Origin of the sequence: Nocardia sp. NPDC057668 (assembly GCF_042799795.1) — a bacterium.
In the GTDB taxonomy this organism is placed as follows: Bacteria; Actinomycetota; Actinomycetes; order Mycobacteriales; family Mycobacteriaceae; genus Nocardia.
The window spans coordinates 295,548-309,072 of record NZ_JBHVIC010000005.1 but is presented as its reverse complement, the minus strand read 5'-3'; the positions used below and the strand labels follow the sequence as shown (position 1 = coordinate 309,072).

At 67.9% G+C, this 13,525-nt stretch carries 16 protein-coding genes and 1 pseudogene; 16 read left to right on the top strand and 1 reads right to left on the bottom strand.

Annotated elements, in window-relative coordinates; genetic code table 11:
• Positions 1-253: 253 nt before the first annotated feature.
• The 12 genes from infA (at position 254) to ACFVBH_RS28920 (ending at position 9,945) form a co-directional block, all read left to right on the top strand.
• Entirely contained in the window at positions 254-475 is a 222-nt protein-coding gene (infA, locus tag ACFVBH_RS28975; RefSeq protein ID WP_040804562.1) for a translation initiation factor IF-1, read from the top strand.
• 120 nt (positions 476-595) lie between these two features.
• The gene (rpmJ, locus tag ACFVBH_RS28970; RefSeq protein ID WP_067561702.1) at positions 596-709 is read left to right on the top strand and encodes a 50S ribosomal protein L36; all 114 of its coding nucleotides are present in this window, start codon (positions 596-598) and stop codon (positions 707-709) included.
• Between the two features lie 228 nt (positions 710-937).
• Positions 938-1,309, top strand: coding sequence for a 30S ribosomal protein S13 (rpsM, locus tag ACFVBH_RS28965; RefSeq protein WP_354986073.1), 372 nt, complete (start codon positions 938-940; stop codon positions 1,307-1,309).
• Between the two features lie 9 nt (positions 1,310-1,318).
• On the top strand, positions 1,319-1,732 hold the full coding sequence (rpsK, locus tag ACFVBH_RS28960) for a 30S ribosomal protein S11 (RefSeq protein ID WP_354986072.1): 414 nt from the start codon (positions 1,319-1,321) through the stop codon (positions 1,730-1,732).
• A gap of 25 nt (positions 1,733-1,757) precedes the next feature.
• A complete protein-coding gene (rpsD, locus tag ACFVBH_RS28955; protein WP_354986071.1) occupies positions 1,758-2,363 on the top strand; it encodes a 30S ribosomal protein S4 in 606 nt (201 codons plus the stop codon).
• 202 nt (positions 2,364-2,565) lie between these two features.
• Positions 2,566-3,624 (top strand): DNA-directed RNA polymerase subunit alpha, encoded by a 1,059-nt coding sequence (locus tag ACFVBH_RS28950; RefSeq protein ID WP_354986070.1) that lies wholly within the window; start codon positions 2,566-2,568, stop codon positions 3,622-3,624.
• Between the two features lie 48 nt (positions 3,625-3,672).
• The gene (gene rplQ / locus ACFVBH_RS28945; protein ID WP_379006335.1) at positions 3,673-4,182 is read left to right on the top strand and encodes a 50S ribosomal protein L17; all 510 of its coding nucleotides are present in this window, start codon (positions 3,673-3,675) and stop codon (positions 4,180-4,182) included.
• 136 nt (positions 4,183-4,318) lie between these two features.
• Positions 4,319-5,146, top strand: coding sequence for a tRNA pseudouridine(38-40) synthase TruA (gene truA / locus ACFVBH_RS28940; RefSeq protein ID WP_379006941.1), 828 nt, complete (start codon positions 4,319-4,321; stop codon positions 5,144-5,146).
• A 365-nt stretch (positions 5,147-5,511) separates the two neighbouring features.
• Positions 5,512-6,477: a helix-turn-helix domain-containing protein gene (locus tag ACFVBH_RS28935; protein WP_379006333.1), complete on the top strand. Its 966-nt coding sequence runs from the start codon at positions 5,512-5,514 to the stop codon at positions 6,475-6,477.
• 453 nt (positions 6,478-6,930) lie between these two features.
• Entirely contained in the window at positions 6,931-7,806 is an 876-nt protein-coding gene (locus tag ACFVBH_RS28930; protein WP_379006331.1) for a nitrilase-related carbon-nitrogen hydrolase, read from the top strand.
• Positions 7,807-7,960: 154 nt separating this feature from the next.
• Positions 7,961-8,872, top strand: coding sequence for a helix-turn-helix domain-containing protein (locus tag ACFVBH_RS28925; protein ID WP_379006328.1), 912 nt, complete (start codon positions 7,961-7,963; stop codon positions 8,870-8,872).
• Between the two features lie 113 nt (positions 8,873-8,985).
• Positions 8,986-9,945, top strand: a complete 960-nt coding sequence (locus ACFVBH_RS28920; protein WP_379006326.1) for a nitrilase-related carbon-nitrogen hydrolase — start codon at positions 8,986-8,988, stop codon at positions 9,943-9,945.
• 102 nt (positions 9,946-10,047) lie between these two features.
• Here ACFVBH_RS28920 and ACFVBH_RS28915 read toward each other — a convergent pair whose 3' ends face one another.
• Positions 10,048-10,386 (bottom strand): metal-sensitive transcriptional regulator, encoded by a 339-nt coding sequence (locus ACFVBH_RS28915; RefSeq protein ID WP_354986134.1) that lies wholly within the window; start codon positions 10,384-10,386, stop codon positions 10,048-10,050.
• Between the two features lie 146 nt (positions 10,387-10,532).
• Between ACFVBH_RS28915 and ACFVBH_RS28910 the strand changes: the two genes are divergently transcribed.
• The 4 genes and pseudogenes from ACFVBH_RS28910 (at position 10,533) to ACFVBH_RS28895 (ending at position 13,519) form a co-directional block, all read left to right on the top strand.
• Positions 10,533-11,348, top strand: a complete 816-nt coding sequence (locus tag ACFVBH_RS28910; RefSeq protein ID WP_354986064.1) for an S-methyl-5'-thioadenosine phosphorylase — start codon at positions 10,533-10,535, stop codon at positions 11,346-11,348.
• 248 nt (positions 11,349-11,596) lie between these two features.
• Positions 11,597-11,824, top strand: a pseudogene (locus ACFVBH_RS28905) (NAD-dependent epimerase/dehydratase family protein); the annotation flags it as partial.
• Positions 11,825-12,107: 283 nt separating this feature from the next.
• A complete protein-coding gene (locus tag ACFVBH_RS28900) occupies positions 12,108-12,419 on the top strand; it encodes a hypothetical protein (protein WP_379006964.1) in 312 nt (103 codons plus the stop codon).
• A 257-nt stretch (positions 12,420-12,676) separates the two neighbouring features.
• Entirely contained in the window at positions 12,677-13,519 is an 843-nt protein-coding gene (locus tag ACFVBH_RS28895; protein WP_379006937.1) for an NAD-dependent epimerase/dehydratase family protein, read from the top strand.
• Positions 13,520-13,525 lie beyond the last annotated feature (6 nt).

Sequence of the window (13,525 nt, the reverse complement as noted above, 5' to 3'; positions counted from 1 at the left end):
ACCGGTTGGGTGGGTGCCGCGGGTGTTCCCGCACACTCGGGACGGCCCTGGTTTGGCCGGATCTACGCGACCGGGTAAAGTTAGTCGGCGGTGCATCTTCACGCTGGTTGTGGCATGTCCGCATACTCACTTCCCGCGAAGTATCGCACCGTCTCGGCTTCCACGCACGACAGTGATGTCGCTGCTGGGCGCCGGGGTAAGCCGTAATGAGCTGCAACCAACCAGGTTCAGCCCAACCGGGATCGCGGAGGATATGGCGAAAAAAGAAGGGGCCATCGAGGTCGAGGGCCGGGTTATCGAGCCGCTGCCCAATGCGATGTTCCGGATTGAGCTGGAGAACGGTCACAAGGTTCTCGCGCACATCAGCGGCAAGATGCGGCAGCACTACATCCGTATTCTGCCCGAGGATCGCGTCGTCGTGGAGCTTTCGCCGTACGACTTGACCCGCGGTCGCATCGTCTACCGCTACAAGTGAGTTCCCGCAGGGGGACAACCAAGTTTCCGGGGTCCTGAACCCCGGTCTTCCCCGGCCATTCCGGCCGGGGAAAAACTGTGTTCACGGCCAGTGAGCACACGGAACCAGATTGGATCTGACGTGAAGGTCAACCCCAGCGTCAAGCCGATCTGCGAGAAGTGCAAGGTGATCCGCCGTCACGGCCGGGTCATGGTGATCTGCGAGAACCTGCGCCACAAGCAGCGTCAGGGCTGATCTCGGCCCACGGTCGGGGTCACCGGAGGTAATTCTCCGGTCGCTCACCAGCCAAGCACCGAACGCGATTCGGATTGGCAGAGAACAAAGAAGTAACTCCCAGCGCCAGTCGCCGTTGTCGAGCCCTGCAGAGGGCGGACGGCGGCCTTCCCCCGGTACGGAGGCCGGGGCCCCATTACGCGGGGACGGACAGGGAGCAGACCTCCGCAACCATTAAGGAAATGCCACATGGCACGTCTGATGGGCGTAGATCTCCCGCGCGAAAAGCGCATGGAGATCGCGCTGACCTACATCTTCGGCATTGGCCGTACCCGGTCCAAGGAGATCCTCGCGGGCACGGGCGTCAGCCCGGACCTGCGTTCCAAGGACCTCACCGATGAGCAGCTCACGACTCTTCGTGACTTCATCGAGCGCTCCGCTCTGAAGGTGGAAGGCGACCTGCGCCGCGAGGTTCAGGCCGACATCCGTCGCAAGATCGAGATCGGCTGCTACCAGGGTCTTCGCCACCGTCGTGGCCTGCCCGTGCGTGGCCAGCGGACCAAGACCAACGCCCGCACGCGCAAGGGTCCGAAGAAGACCGTCGCCGGCAAGAAGAAGTAGGGATAGCGCATGCCTCCGAAGAGCCGGACCTCCGGTCCGAAGAAGACTCAGAAAGCGCGTCGCCGGGATAAGAAGAACATCCCGCACGGCCACGCTCACATCAAGAGCACGTTCAACAACACCATCGTGTCGATCACCGACCCGACCGGCAACGTCATCGCATGGGCGTCCTCGGGCCACGTCGGTTTCAAGGGCTCGCGTAAGTCGACCCCGTTCGCCGCGCAGCTCGCCGCCGAGAACGCTGCCCGCAAGGCGCAGGAGCACGGCGTCAAGAAGGTCGACGTGTTCGTGAAGGGCCCGGGCTCGGGCCGCGAGACCGCGATCCGTTCCCTCCAGGCCGCCGGCCTCGAGGTCGGCACGATCTCCGATGTCACTCCGCAGCCGCACAACGGCTGCCGTCCGCCCAAGCGGCGTCGCGTCTAAAGCGGGAAGGAAAAGGTAAAGAATCATGGCTCGCTATACAGGCCCCATCACCCGCAAGTCGCGTCGTCTCCGTGTTGACCTCGTTGGAGGCGACCAGGCGTTCGAGCGTCGTCCTTACCCGCCGGGCCAGCACGGCCGCGCGCGGATCAAGGAATCCGAGTACCTCATGCAGCTGCAGGAGAAGCAGAAGGCTCGCTTCTCGTACGGCGTCATGGAGAAGCAGTTCCGCAAGTACTACGCGGAGGCCAACCGTCAGACCGGCAAGACCGGCGACAACCTGCTTCGCCTGCTCGAGACCCGTCTGGACAACGTCGTGTACCGCGCCGGTCTGGCCCGTACCCGTCGCCAGGCCCGTCAGCTCGTCTCGCACGGCCACCTGCTGGTCAACGGCGTGAAGGTCGACGTCCCCAGCTTCCAGGTCTCCCAGTACGACATCATCGATGTCCGGGAGAAGTCGCTGGGCACCCTGCCTTTCCAGGTTGCGCGCGAAACCGTTGGTGACCGCCCGGTTCCGGGTTGGCTCCAGGTCGTTCCCGGCCGTCTTCGCATTCTGGTGCACCAGCTCCCCGAGCGTGCGCAGATCGATGTTCCGCTGCAGGAACAGCTGATCGTCGAGTTCTACTCGAAGTAATAGGGGCGCTAACGCGCCGCTGGTGGATTGCCACAGTGTGGGGGCTTGCCCCCACACCCCAGGTCAAGGTCCGATACTTGATATTCGTCAAGCGTCGAGGTTGACATTCAGCGCAGGGCTTCGGTCCGGCGTAAGGGGCTGTGGCAGTTCACAATTCCAGTCGTGAGCGTCAAATAGCGGACGCTCGAAGGAGGAGAAATCCATGCTGATTTCACAGCGACCGACACTGACCGAAGAGGTTGTGTCCGAGAACCGGTCGCGGTTCACCATCGAACCGCTCGAGCCGGGCTTCGGTTACACCCTCGGCAACTCGCTGCGCCGCACGCTGCTGTCGAGCATCCCGGGTGCCGCTGTCACGAGCATCCGCATCGACGGCGTGCTGCACGAGTTCACCACGGTTCCGGGCGTGAAGGAAGATGTCACCGACATCATCCTGAACCTCAAGGGCCTGGTTGTCTCGTCCGAAGAGGACGAGCCGGTCACCATGTACGTCCGTAAGCAGGGCCCGGGGGCCGTCACCGGCGGGGACATCGTTCCGCCGGCCGGTGTCACCGTGCACAACCCGGACATGCACATCGCGACCCTGAACGACAAGGGCAAGCTGGAGATCGAGCTCGTCGTCGAGCGCGGTCGCGGCTACGTTCCTGCCGTGCAGAACAAGGCGTCGGGTGCGGAAATCGGCCGGATTCCGGTGGATTCGATCTACTCGCCGGTTCTGAAGGTGACCTACAAGGTCGAGGCGACTCGTGTCGAGCAGCGCACCGACTTCGACCGGCTCATCCTGGATGTCGAGACCAAGAACTCGATCTCCGCTCGGGATGCGCTGGCGTCGGCGGGTAAGACTCTGGTCGAACTGTTCGGTCTCGCTCGCGAGCTGAACGTCGAGGCCGAGGGCATCGAGATCGGCCCCAGCCCGGCCGAGGCGGATCACATCGCTTCGTTCGGTCTGCCGATCGAGGACCTGGACCTGACCGTGCGGTCCTACAACTGCCTCAAGCGCGAGGGTGTGCACACCGTCGGCGAGCTGGTTGCCCGCACCGAGTCCGATCTGCTGGATATCCGCAACTTCGGCCAGAAGTCCATCGACGAGGTCAAGGTCAAGCTGCATTCGCTTGGTCTGTCCCTCAAGGACTCCCCGGCCTCCTTCGATCCGTCCTCCGTCGTCGGTTACGACGCGGCGAGCGGCACCTGGAGCGACAGCGGTTCGTTCAGCGACACCGACAGCGGCGAGCAGGACTACGCCGAGACCGAACAGCTTTAGGCCGTAATGGGGCGGGCGCCCCGACGGTCTTAGACACAGGAGATTCCAATGCCCAAGCCCAAGAAGGGTGCCCGCTTCGGCGGGTCGGCGTCGCACCAGAAGGCGATCTTCGCCAACCTGGCCACGGCGCTCTTCGAGCACGGTCGCATCACGACCACCGAGTCCAAGGCCAAGGCCCTGCGCCCGTACGCCGAGAAGCTTGTCACCAAGGCGAAGGCCGGCACCCTTGCCGACCGTCGCGAGGTGATGAAGGTGATCCGCTCCAAGGACGTCGTGCACGAGCTTTTCGCGAACATCGGACCGTCGTTCGAGGGTCGCGAGGGTGGCTACACCCGGATCATCAAGACGATCCCGCGCAAGGGCGACAACGCCCCGATGGCGATCATCGAGCTGGTCCGCGAGAAGACCGTGACCAACGAGGCCGATCGTGCCCGTCGCGTCGCGGCTTCGAAGGCCCCCGAGGCCGTCGCCGACGAGGCGAAGACCGAGGAGACCACCGAGGTTGCTGCCGAGGCTCCCGCCGAGGCCGCTGACCTGGAGAAGAAGGAAGACGCCTAGTCTTCCCGCTCATTCCATGAGGAAGCCCGCCGTCCCCTCCGGGTCGGCGGGCTTCTTTCATGTTAACCAGGAGATCGCTGTGACCGTGGACGATCAGGCGGCCGAGTCGCAGGCGCCCGAGCAGGCGCCGGTTCGGGTGCGGCTCGACATCAGCTATGACGGCACCGACTTCACCGGCTGGGCCCGCCAGCCCGGTCTGCGCACCGTGCAGGGCGTGCTGGAGGAATCGCTGAGCAAGGTGCAGCGCGAGCCGATCCAGCTCACCGTGGCCGGGCGCACCGACGCCGGTGTGCACGCACAGGGACAGGTGGCGCATTTCGACACCCGCACCGCGGTGGACGGCGCGCGCCTTGTGCACCGGCTGGCGCGGTTCCTGCCGAAAGACGTGCGCGTCAAGGATGTTCGGCTTGTGCCGCCGGAGTTCGACGCCCGCTTCTCGGCGATCCGCAGGCACTACGCCTACCGCCTGACCACCGCGCCGTACGGAGCGGAACCCCTGCAGGCCCGCCATATCGTGCCGTGCCGTCCCGGCGTGGATCTCGAGGCCATGCGCGCGGCCTCCCGAAAGCTCTTGGGCCTGCACGATTTCGCGGCCTTCTGCCGGCGGCGCGAGGGCGCGACCACCATTCGTGAGCTCCAGCGCTTCGAGTGGGAGCGCGACGGTGAGCTGCTGACCGCCTACGTCAGCGCCGACGCCTTCTGCTGGTCGATGGTCCGCAGCCTGGTGGGCGGTGTGCTCGCGGTCGGGGAGGGCCGGCGCACGCCGGAGTGGATCGGCGGTTTGCTGAACGAACGCGAGCGGGCCAGCGCGGTGACCGTCGCGCCCGCGCACGGGTTGAGCCTGATCGCGGTGGACTATCCGGCGGACGCGGAGTTGGCGGCGCGGAACGCCCAGACCCGCGAGGTGCGGTCGGTGCCGGGGCCTTCGGGCTCCGCCGCGGCACAGGGCTGCTGCGGCGACTGACGGCCCCGCGGCTCGTCGGGGCGATCGTGTTCCCGCGTCGTCCCGCCCGGAATTGCCGGCCGCCGGCGCGGATTTCGCGGTGGCGTGAATTGCCTTATCGCCGAGTCGTATTCGGCTTTGCTTTGCGGGTGTTTTCGGCCCGATATCAGTAACACGGTGTCACGGTCAGCTCGCGTCGTCGCGAAGTGAAAGCTCAACTGGGGGGTGAGGATTCGTGCCGCGGGTTGCGGTGCGATCCGGAGTGCCGGGTCCCGGCGGTTCTGGTTTCTTCGGGCAACTTACCTATTTCGGGCGCGTCTTCCGAAAGTTGGAAGATGTGAAGGGATTTCGGCATTCTGGAACACCAATGGTGCGACAATCGGCCAATGAGCGGCGGCTCCGATCCCGCGGTGGTCGATGTCAGATCTACCCCCGAGGTTTCCGAACAGCAGGCATTCGAGCAGTGGGAGGCTGCCGTCGCGCAGGCGTATGTGCCGCTGGTCGTCACCCCGGTTCGCCCGGGCGAGTTCCGGGCCCGCATCGTGCAGTCGCGGTTCGACGATATGGACATCTCGACGGTTACGGCGACCGGCCAGCACATCTCGCGCCTGCCCCGCCTGATCCACGAGCCCGATGAGCCGTACCTGTTCGCCAGCATCACCACGCAGGGCAGCGGCTGGCTGGAGCAGGACGGCCGGGTGGGGGAGATGGCGAACCGCGGGCTCATGCTCTACGTGAGCTCACGGCCCTTCACCGCGCATTTCGAGCAGAACTGGGGGGTGGTGGCCGTGCAGGTGCCGCTGTCGCGGGTGGTCCGGGCCTCGGGGGTCCCCTCCGATCGCATACCGACCGCGGTGCGGTTCCCGCCCGAGGGCGCGGCGGGCATCGTCGGCCGATTCTTCTGCGGGCTGGCGCAATTGCAGCAGACCGCCCCCGAACAGGCCGCGGTGCTGGCCCGGCACGGCACCGGACTGCTGGCGTCGGTGGTCCAATTGGCGGCCGGGGAGACCCCGCACGAGGAAGCCGGGCAGGCGCTGGCCCGGCAGCACGCGCTGACCTACATACAGCGGCATTTCGCCGATCCCGGACTGACCGTGGACGATGTCGCGGCGGCGTGCTCGGTCTCGCGCCGCACGCTCTATCGCCTATTCGAGGAGGATGACGACGGCGTCGCCGCGGTGCTGCGCCGGTTGCGGATCGAACGGGCGCTGGCGCTCATCCGGACCGATCAGACGAGGCCGTTGCTTTCGATCGCGCGGGCCTCGGGATTCGTCTCCGAACGACAGTTCTATCGGGCCTTCCGGCGCGAAATGGGAATGACGCCGGGGGAATTCCGGACCGAGTACGCCTGAGTCGTACGGGATTCCGCGTACGCCGCGCGGCCAAACCGCCATGACGTGAATAGTCAGTGATCTGGCACGGCCGGACAGTCACAACATCGTGCCCGATGTGAATACTTGTGAAGGCATCCGGTTCACGCCGCTGATCTTCTCCGCACCAACTCGTTGACCCCGTGCACCGCCGGTCTTCGCGTCCCGATCGTGTCTGGGGCGAAGCGCCGCTTGCACGCAGGCGCAGTCGTCGACGTTGCCGACCGGCCGGGTCATGCGATGAGGAGACGCGACCCGGTCGTCGTCGAGCCGCCGACGACCGGGTTGCGTGCTGTACGCCCGGCATTCGGGGCGCTCACCAGCGCGGATACCTGCGCGAATGGACTCAGGCACGTCCGGTCGGTAGCTCGGCACGGTATGTCGCTGCACCTCGCCTCCGTTCGGCGAAGGGTGATTGCACAGATCATCCCGAGCGTGTCGAAGGGGGCCGAGGTGCGAACCAAGGTGCGGGTGGCGGCTGTCCAGGCCGAACCACGATGGCTGGACCTGCGGGCGGGCGTCCAGCAGGCGATCGAACTCATCGAGACCGCGGCCGCGGGCGGCGCGCAGCTGGTGGCCTTCCCCGAGACCTTCCTGCCGGGCTACCCGTGGTGGCTGTGGCTGGATTCGGTGAGCTGGGGACAGGGCTTCTTCGCGCGCTACCGCACGAACTCCATGACGGTGGGCCGCACCGAATTCCGCCGGATCGCCGATGCTGCGCGGCGCAATCGGGTGCACGTGCTGCTCGGCTTCAGCGAGCGCTGCGGCACCTCGCTGTACATGTCGCAGTGCCTGATCGACGACCGCGGCGTCCTGGCCGGTGTGCGGCGCAAGCCCGAGCTGACGCCCCTGGAGCACAAGATCTTTCGTTGCGGTGAGGTGACCGCGCCGTACGTGTTCCGCACCGATATCGGCCGGATCGGGGTGCAGGGCGGGTCGGAGCAGTTGCATCTGCCCGCGCGCCGGGAGTTGGAGCGCACCGGGGCTCAGGTGCACGTGGTGTCGTGGCCGGGCTTCATCATCGCCCGGGATGTGGAGTGGGGTGTGCGGGTGAACAATGCCGCGACGCTCTGGTACGCGGTGGTCGGTCAGCTCAATGTGGTCGCGGCGTGTTCGATTATGGATGTCGCGGGCAGCGAAAGTCGCCACGGCGGAATGGAACCCGCCAAACAGCTGGTGCGCGGCCCGGGTGGTCACTCGCGAATCTTCGCCCCGGGCGGGGAGGAGTTGGCGGCTCCGCTGGGCGGGCACGAGGAGGGCATCCTGTACGCCGATCTCGAACTCGACACGAGCTGTGAATCGGCCGCGTAGGCGTTCGCCGTCGCTGGCTGACCGCAGTCGAATCTGACACACTGCCCGGTATTCGGCCGGGTGGCGGCCGTCGAGGGTTGTCGAGGGATGGGGAGTGGAAGGGTCAGAAGCGATCAATCGGTTCGAAGTGCGGACCGGGTCGGAATCGCCGGCGGTGGATGCATTCGAGCGCTGGGAAGCGCAGGTGAGCGCGGCGTATGTGCCGCTTGCGGTTTCGCCGGATGCGAGTGGGAGTTTCGGGAGTTTTCACGGTCATATCGAGCACGGCAGGTACGGGGATCTCGAGCTCACGATCGTCGGATCGACGCCGCAGGAGATCCGGCGTACGCCCCGGTTGATCTCGCGCACCGAGGACGAGTTCCTGTTGGTGAGCATTCCGCTTTCCGGTACCGCGCGCCTGTATCAGGACGAGCGGATCGCCGAGGTGGGACCGGGCGGCATCGTCTTCTACGACACTTCGCGGCCGTACCGCTGGGAATTCGGGCAGGAGTGGGAGCAGGTGGTACTGCAGGTCCCGTTGAGCCGGCTGCGTGAGCGTCACGGCCTGCTCGGCACGGAAGTCCCTACGGCGACGGCTTTTTCGGGGGATTCCGCCCCCGCTGTCGTGGCGCAATTCTTCCGCGGCATCGCGAAATTGCAGGGCGTCGATCCCGGCGGTGCGGCGCTGCTGGCCGAGCCCGGATTGGATCTGCTGGCGGCGGCGGTGGTGGCGGCCACCGGCGGGGTGGCCCGGGAACGTTCGGCCGATGCGCTGAATCGTCAACGCGTGCTGGTGTTCATGCGGGACAACTGCACCGATCCCGAACTCGGTGTTGATCGAATCGCGGCCGGTTGCCGAATGTCGCGGCGTACGCTCTATCGAGTGTTCGGTGAGTTCGAGGGCGGACCGGGAGCGGTGTTGCGGCGCATGCGAATCGAACGGGCCTGCGAGTTGTTGCGCAGCGCCCCACAGCTTCCGCTGTCCGCGGTCGCCAGTGCTTCGGGTTTCCTTACCGAGCGAAGTTTCTACCGTTCCTTCCGTACCGAGACTGGCACTACACCGGGTACATTCCGTACATTACTTTGAACTGTTCATTGGAATGAACATCGCGGTGGCATGAAGAGTCCGGAAAACGGCACTTTTCGGCATGGTGCGCTCGGAAGGCATTCGCGAACATCACCTCTCATGAGGGTTGTCCAATGAGAAAAACGGTGCGCGTCGCGGCAGTCCAGGCCGAGCCGAAATGGCTTCGGCTGCGAGAAGGCGTCGAGCAGGTCGTGGAACTCATCGGGGCCGCGGCCGTGTCGGGCGCCGAGCTGGTCGCATTCCCGGAGACGTTTCTCCCCGGGTTTCCCTGGTGGCGCTGGGTCGAAACCAATCAATGGAACGTCGAATACTCGACTCGTTGCCGCGAGAATTCGATGTCACGCGACGGCGCCGAAATGCGGGCCGTCACCGCCGCCGCCCGTCGCTACGGCATCCACGTGGTGCTCGGATTCGGGGAGCGGCAGGATCGCCGAATCTATATGTCGCAGGCGGTGATCGACGATTCCGGGGTGGTGCTCTCGGTGCGGCGCAAGGCCGGGCTCAATGGTGTGGAGCGCAAGGTGTTCGCCTCGGGCGCACCGAATCTCCCGGCCGTGCATCGCACGCCGTTCGGGGCGCTGGGCGCGCTGACCGGGCAGGAGAACCAGCGTCCGCTGCTGACCCGCGCGTTGCGCGCGGACGGTGAGCAGATTCATGTCGCCGCCTGGCCCGGCGGGATGGAGGGCGATACGCCCGGACCGGATTCGAGCACCACCGTGAGCCGGATGTACGCCCTCGAGGCCGGCGCCTACGTGATCGCGCCGTGCGTGGTGGTCGGGGACGGCGCCTGGGAAGGTGGCGGCGGGCAGCGGCCCACCGGGCGCGCGCGCATCTACGGCCCGGACGGGATCGAGGTCATCGCGCCGCTGGCCGAGGGCGCGCAGGGGTTGCTCTACGCGGAACTGGAGTTGCGCGGCGGGGTCGATGTGGGGATAGCCCGGCGTCCGCGGGAGCGACGCGGGCAGAGCGCCGCGCGCACCGCGCGGGCGGGGGTCGGGCGGATTCCGAGTTCGGATCGCTGGGCGATGCCGCTCACCATCGGGTCGACGGCGAGCGGCATGGCGGCCTGCTAGCGGGCAGGGCAGAGCGCGGCGGCTGCCGGCGGGCGGTGGGGCGACTGCCGACGGGGGTGGGGAAGCTGCCGGCGGGCGGAACAGACGCTCGCCGGCGGCGGATCAGGAGCGGACCAGGCGCGCGATGGCGTCGGTGGCTTCCTTGATCTTGGCCTCGGCTTCCGGGCCGCCCGCGATGGCGGCGTCCACGACGCAGTGGCTGATGTGATCCTCGAGCAGGCCCATCGCGACCGCCTGCAGGGCCTTGGTCATGGCCGAGACCTGGGTGAGGATGTCGATGCAGTACTTCTCTTCCTCGACCATCCGCTGCAGGCCGCGGCTCTGCCCCTCGATGCGGCGCAGGCGCTTGAGGTAGTCGTCCTTGGCGGTGATGTAGCCGTGCGAGCTGTGATCGTGGCAGGGCTTGTCGGCCTGATCCGCCGCCGTCGCGGCCTTCGCCACGTCGGCGGTGTCCGTCACCGCTTCGGCCGTGCTGATCTGATCCTTGGTCACCGACGGTTTCCTCACTCCCGGCGTCAATACCCCCCTAGGGTACAGGGTTCGCCCTGACCCCACCAGTTGCGCCCGGATGCGCAAGAATTGGCGGCATGAGTTCGGATTCTCGGGCCACGTTGGCCATTATCGGTGGTAGCGGTTTCTACGACTTCTTCGGTGACGACGCGACCGCGGTGGAGGTCGAGACTCCCTACGGCGCGCCCAGTGCGCCCATCACCATCGGCACCGTCGAGGGCCGGTCGGTGGCGTTCCTGCCCCGGCACGGCCGCAAGCACGAGTTCTCCCCGCACACCGTGCCCTACCGGGCCAATATGTGGGCGCTGCGCTCGCTGGGCGTGCGGCGGATCTTCGGCCCCTGCGCGGTCGGCAGTCTGCGCGCGGATTGGGGGCCGGGCACCGTGGCTGTGCCCGATCAGCTGGTGGACCGCACCTCCGGGCGCGATCAGACCTTCTTCGACGCGGGCGGCGTGCACGTCTCCTTCGCCGACCCGTACTGCGCGGAACTGCGCACCGCGGCCATCGCGGCCAAGGGCGACGAACTGCCGCTGAAGGATCACGGCACCATGGTCGTGGTGCAGGGCCCGCGGTTCTCCACCCGCGCCGAGAGCCAGTGGTTCGCCGGGCTGGGCTGGGAGCTGGTCAATATGACCGGTCACCCCGAGGCCGTGCTCGCCCGTGAACTCGAAATGTGCTACTCCGCAATCGCTCTGGTCACGGACCTGGACGCCGGGGTGGAGTCCGGGCACGGCGTGAGCGCCGTGGACGTCTTCGCCGAGTTCGAGCGAAACCTGGTGCCCTTCAAGGGATTGGTGCGCCGCGCGGTCGCCGCCGTCGAGGGCGACGACACCTGCGACGCCTGCCGCGTGCATTCGGGCACCGGCGTGCAGTTGCCGTTCGAGCTGCCCTAGTCCGCCACCCGTTTCCGGCCCGGTTCCTGTTCGGAGCCGGGCCTTTCGCTGTGCTGTATGCCGAGATCTCGCTGCGCGGTATGCCGAGATCTCGCCGTGCTGTGCGCCGAGATCTCGCCGCGCGCTGAACCGGGATCGCGCTGCTCGACGCGTGTGGATCCCGCTGCCTGATGCGCTCGTCCGGTCCGCGCTCCGGCGCGGTCGCCTACGCTGGAGGAATGAGCTCGGGTAGACCTGTGTCCGGCCGGTTGCGAGTGCTGTTGACCGGGGCGGCCGGCTACATCGGTTCCCACGTGCATCGCGCGCTGCTGGAGGCGGGCCACGAGGTCGTCGCCATCGACGCCATGCTCGGCGCGGTGCACGGACCGGGATCGACGATGCCCGAACAGGTTTCACTGGTCGACATCCGCAATCCCGAAGCGCTGGAGCCACTTCTGCGCGGCGTCGACGTGGTGTGTCACCTGGCCGCCGCTGTCCCGCTGCCGGACCTGCCCCCGCCGCCGCCCGAGCCCGCCCGCTCGGCTTCGCCGCGGGCCGCGGCGCGCGCCGAAACCGTTGGCAATCAGGCTCTATCGGGTTCAGGTCCGGCGGTGAACCGTCCCGCCGCGGCGAAGAGATCCGCGGAGGCGAGTGCCGAGCGTCCCGCCGTCGGCCGACCGGTCGGTCCTCTCGGTCCGGATAGCGGCGCCGGCGCGAGCCCTGGCGATTCTGCTGGGAGACAGGGTGAACCGGGCGAGCGGCCGGAGAAATTGATCAGCCGTGTCGACTCCGCCGGGCGAGGCGGCGACCCCGTCGGAGCAGACGGCGGGTCTCCCGGACACGGCGGTGATGCTTCCGGTGTTGGTGGTCCTGCTGGGCACGACGGTGGTCCTGCCGGACCAGGCGGAGCAGATGGCGTGGCTGCCGGGCCGGGTGGTGACACCGGCGCAGGTGCGGGCGCGCCGGCCGGGCGAGGCGGTGGTCCAGTCGGAGCGGACGGCGGGTCATTTGGGCCGGCCGGTGGCGTTGACGCGGAAGTGGGCGGGCCGGCTGAGAGTGACGGTGGCGGCGCACGTCCGGGGGACGGCGTAGTGGGTGGGGAGGCGGCGAGTGCGGTCGGTTCCGGTCGTGCGGGGGAGTCAGGGAAGGGGCTGGGGCGCAGCACTGTTCCGACTTATCGGCAGCAGCCACCCGGGGGCTTTGGGGGGATTCGGGGTGGCGGCGAGGCCGGGGGCCGGGGCGCGGGCGGCGGGTCGAGCGAGGATGTGGGACATGGGGCCGGGGCGGGTGTTCGGGGTCCCGATAGGGGCCGAGGGACGGACGGGGGGCGTGGTGCGGCGAGGGATGGCGTGCGCGGGGCCGCGCCCGCGCGGCGGGGGCCGTTGCAGATGGAGGCGGCGGCCGCCTACGCCACGCACAACGACGCGGGGACCGCGATTCTGCTGGCCGCCATGGAGCGAGTGGGGGTGCGGCGGCTGGTGCTCGCCTCGACGGCGGCGGTGTACGGGGAGGGGCGGTATCGGGCCGTGCGGAGCGGGCCGTTCTTTCCCGGGTTGCGGCGGCGGGGGGATCTCGACCGGGGGTTGTTCGATCATCGGGCGCCGCGGACGGGGGAGTTGCTGACCTGGGAGGCGGTGGGTGAGGACGCGCCGTTGCGGCCGCGCAGCGCTTACGCGGCAAGCAAAGTCGCGCAGGAGCATTACGCGCTGGCGTGGGCGGTCAGCACCGGGTCGGCGGCGACGGTGCTGCGGTACAACCACGTCTATGGCGCGCCGGTGGCGGGGGCGCGGCCGGTGCGGACGGCGGAAACCGGTGTGGTGGCGCGGTTCCGGGCCGAGCTGCGCGCCGGGCGGGCGCCGCACGTGTTCGAGGACGGAGGGCAGGTCCGGGACTTCGTGCAGGTGCGAGACGTGGCGTCCGCGACGGTCGCCGCCGTCGAGCGCGGGCTGCCCGGCTTCCTGCCGCTGAATGTGGGCTCGGGGCAACCGCTCACGCTGTGGGAGGTGGCCTCGACCATGGCCAAGGCGCTGAACGGACCCGCGCCGGTCGTGACCGGGCAGTACCGGATCACCGATGTCAGGCACCTGGTGGCCGACGCCGAACGGGCGCGGCAGGCGCTGGATTTCACCGCGCGCACCGCTCCGGCCGAGGGGCTGGTGTCCTACGCGATCGGGACGGCCGGGTCGCACTAGGCTCGG

Bases quoted from the DNA above. Each gene is read 5' to 3' on its own strand.
- ACFVBH_RS28920 (WP_379006326.1), top strand. From the start codon at position 8,986: ATGAGAAAAACGGTGCGCGTCGCGGCAGTCCAGGCCGAGCCGAAATGG.
- rpsM (WP_354986073.1), top strand. From the start codon at position 938: ATGGCACGTCTGATGGGCGTAGATCTCCCGCGCGAAAAGCGCATGGAG.
- ACFVBH_RS28950 (WP_354986070.1), top strand. From the start codon at position 2,566: ATGCTGATTTCACAGCGACCGACACTGACCGAAGAGGTTGTGTCCGAG.
- rpsD (WP_354986071.1), top strand. From the start codon at position 1,758: ATGGCTCGCTATACAGGCCCCATCACCCGCAAGTCGCGTCGTCTCCGT.
- ACFVBH_RS28935 (WP_379006333.1), top strand. From the start codon at position 5,512: ATGAGCGGCGGCTCCGATCCCGCGGTGGTCGATGTCAGATCTACCCCC.
- infA (WP_040804562.1), top strand. From the start codon at position 254: ATGGCGAAAAAAGAAGGGGCCATCGAGGTCGAGGGCCGGGTTATCGAG.
- ACFVBH_RS28910 (WP_354986064.1), top strand. From the start codon at position 10,533: ATGAGTTCGGATTCTCGGGCCACGTTGGCCATTATCGGTGGTAGCGGT.
- rpsK (WP_354986072.1), top strand. From the start codon at position 1,319: ATGCCTCCGAAGAGCCGGACCTCCGGTCCGAAGAAGACTCAGAAAGCG.
- rplQ (WP_379006335.1), top strand. From the start codon at position 3,673: ATGCCCAAGCCCAAGAAGGGTGCCCGCTTCGGCGGGTCGGCGTCGCAC.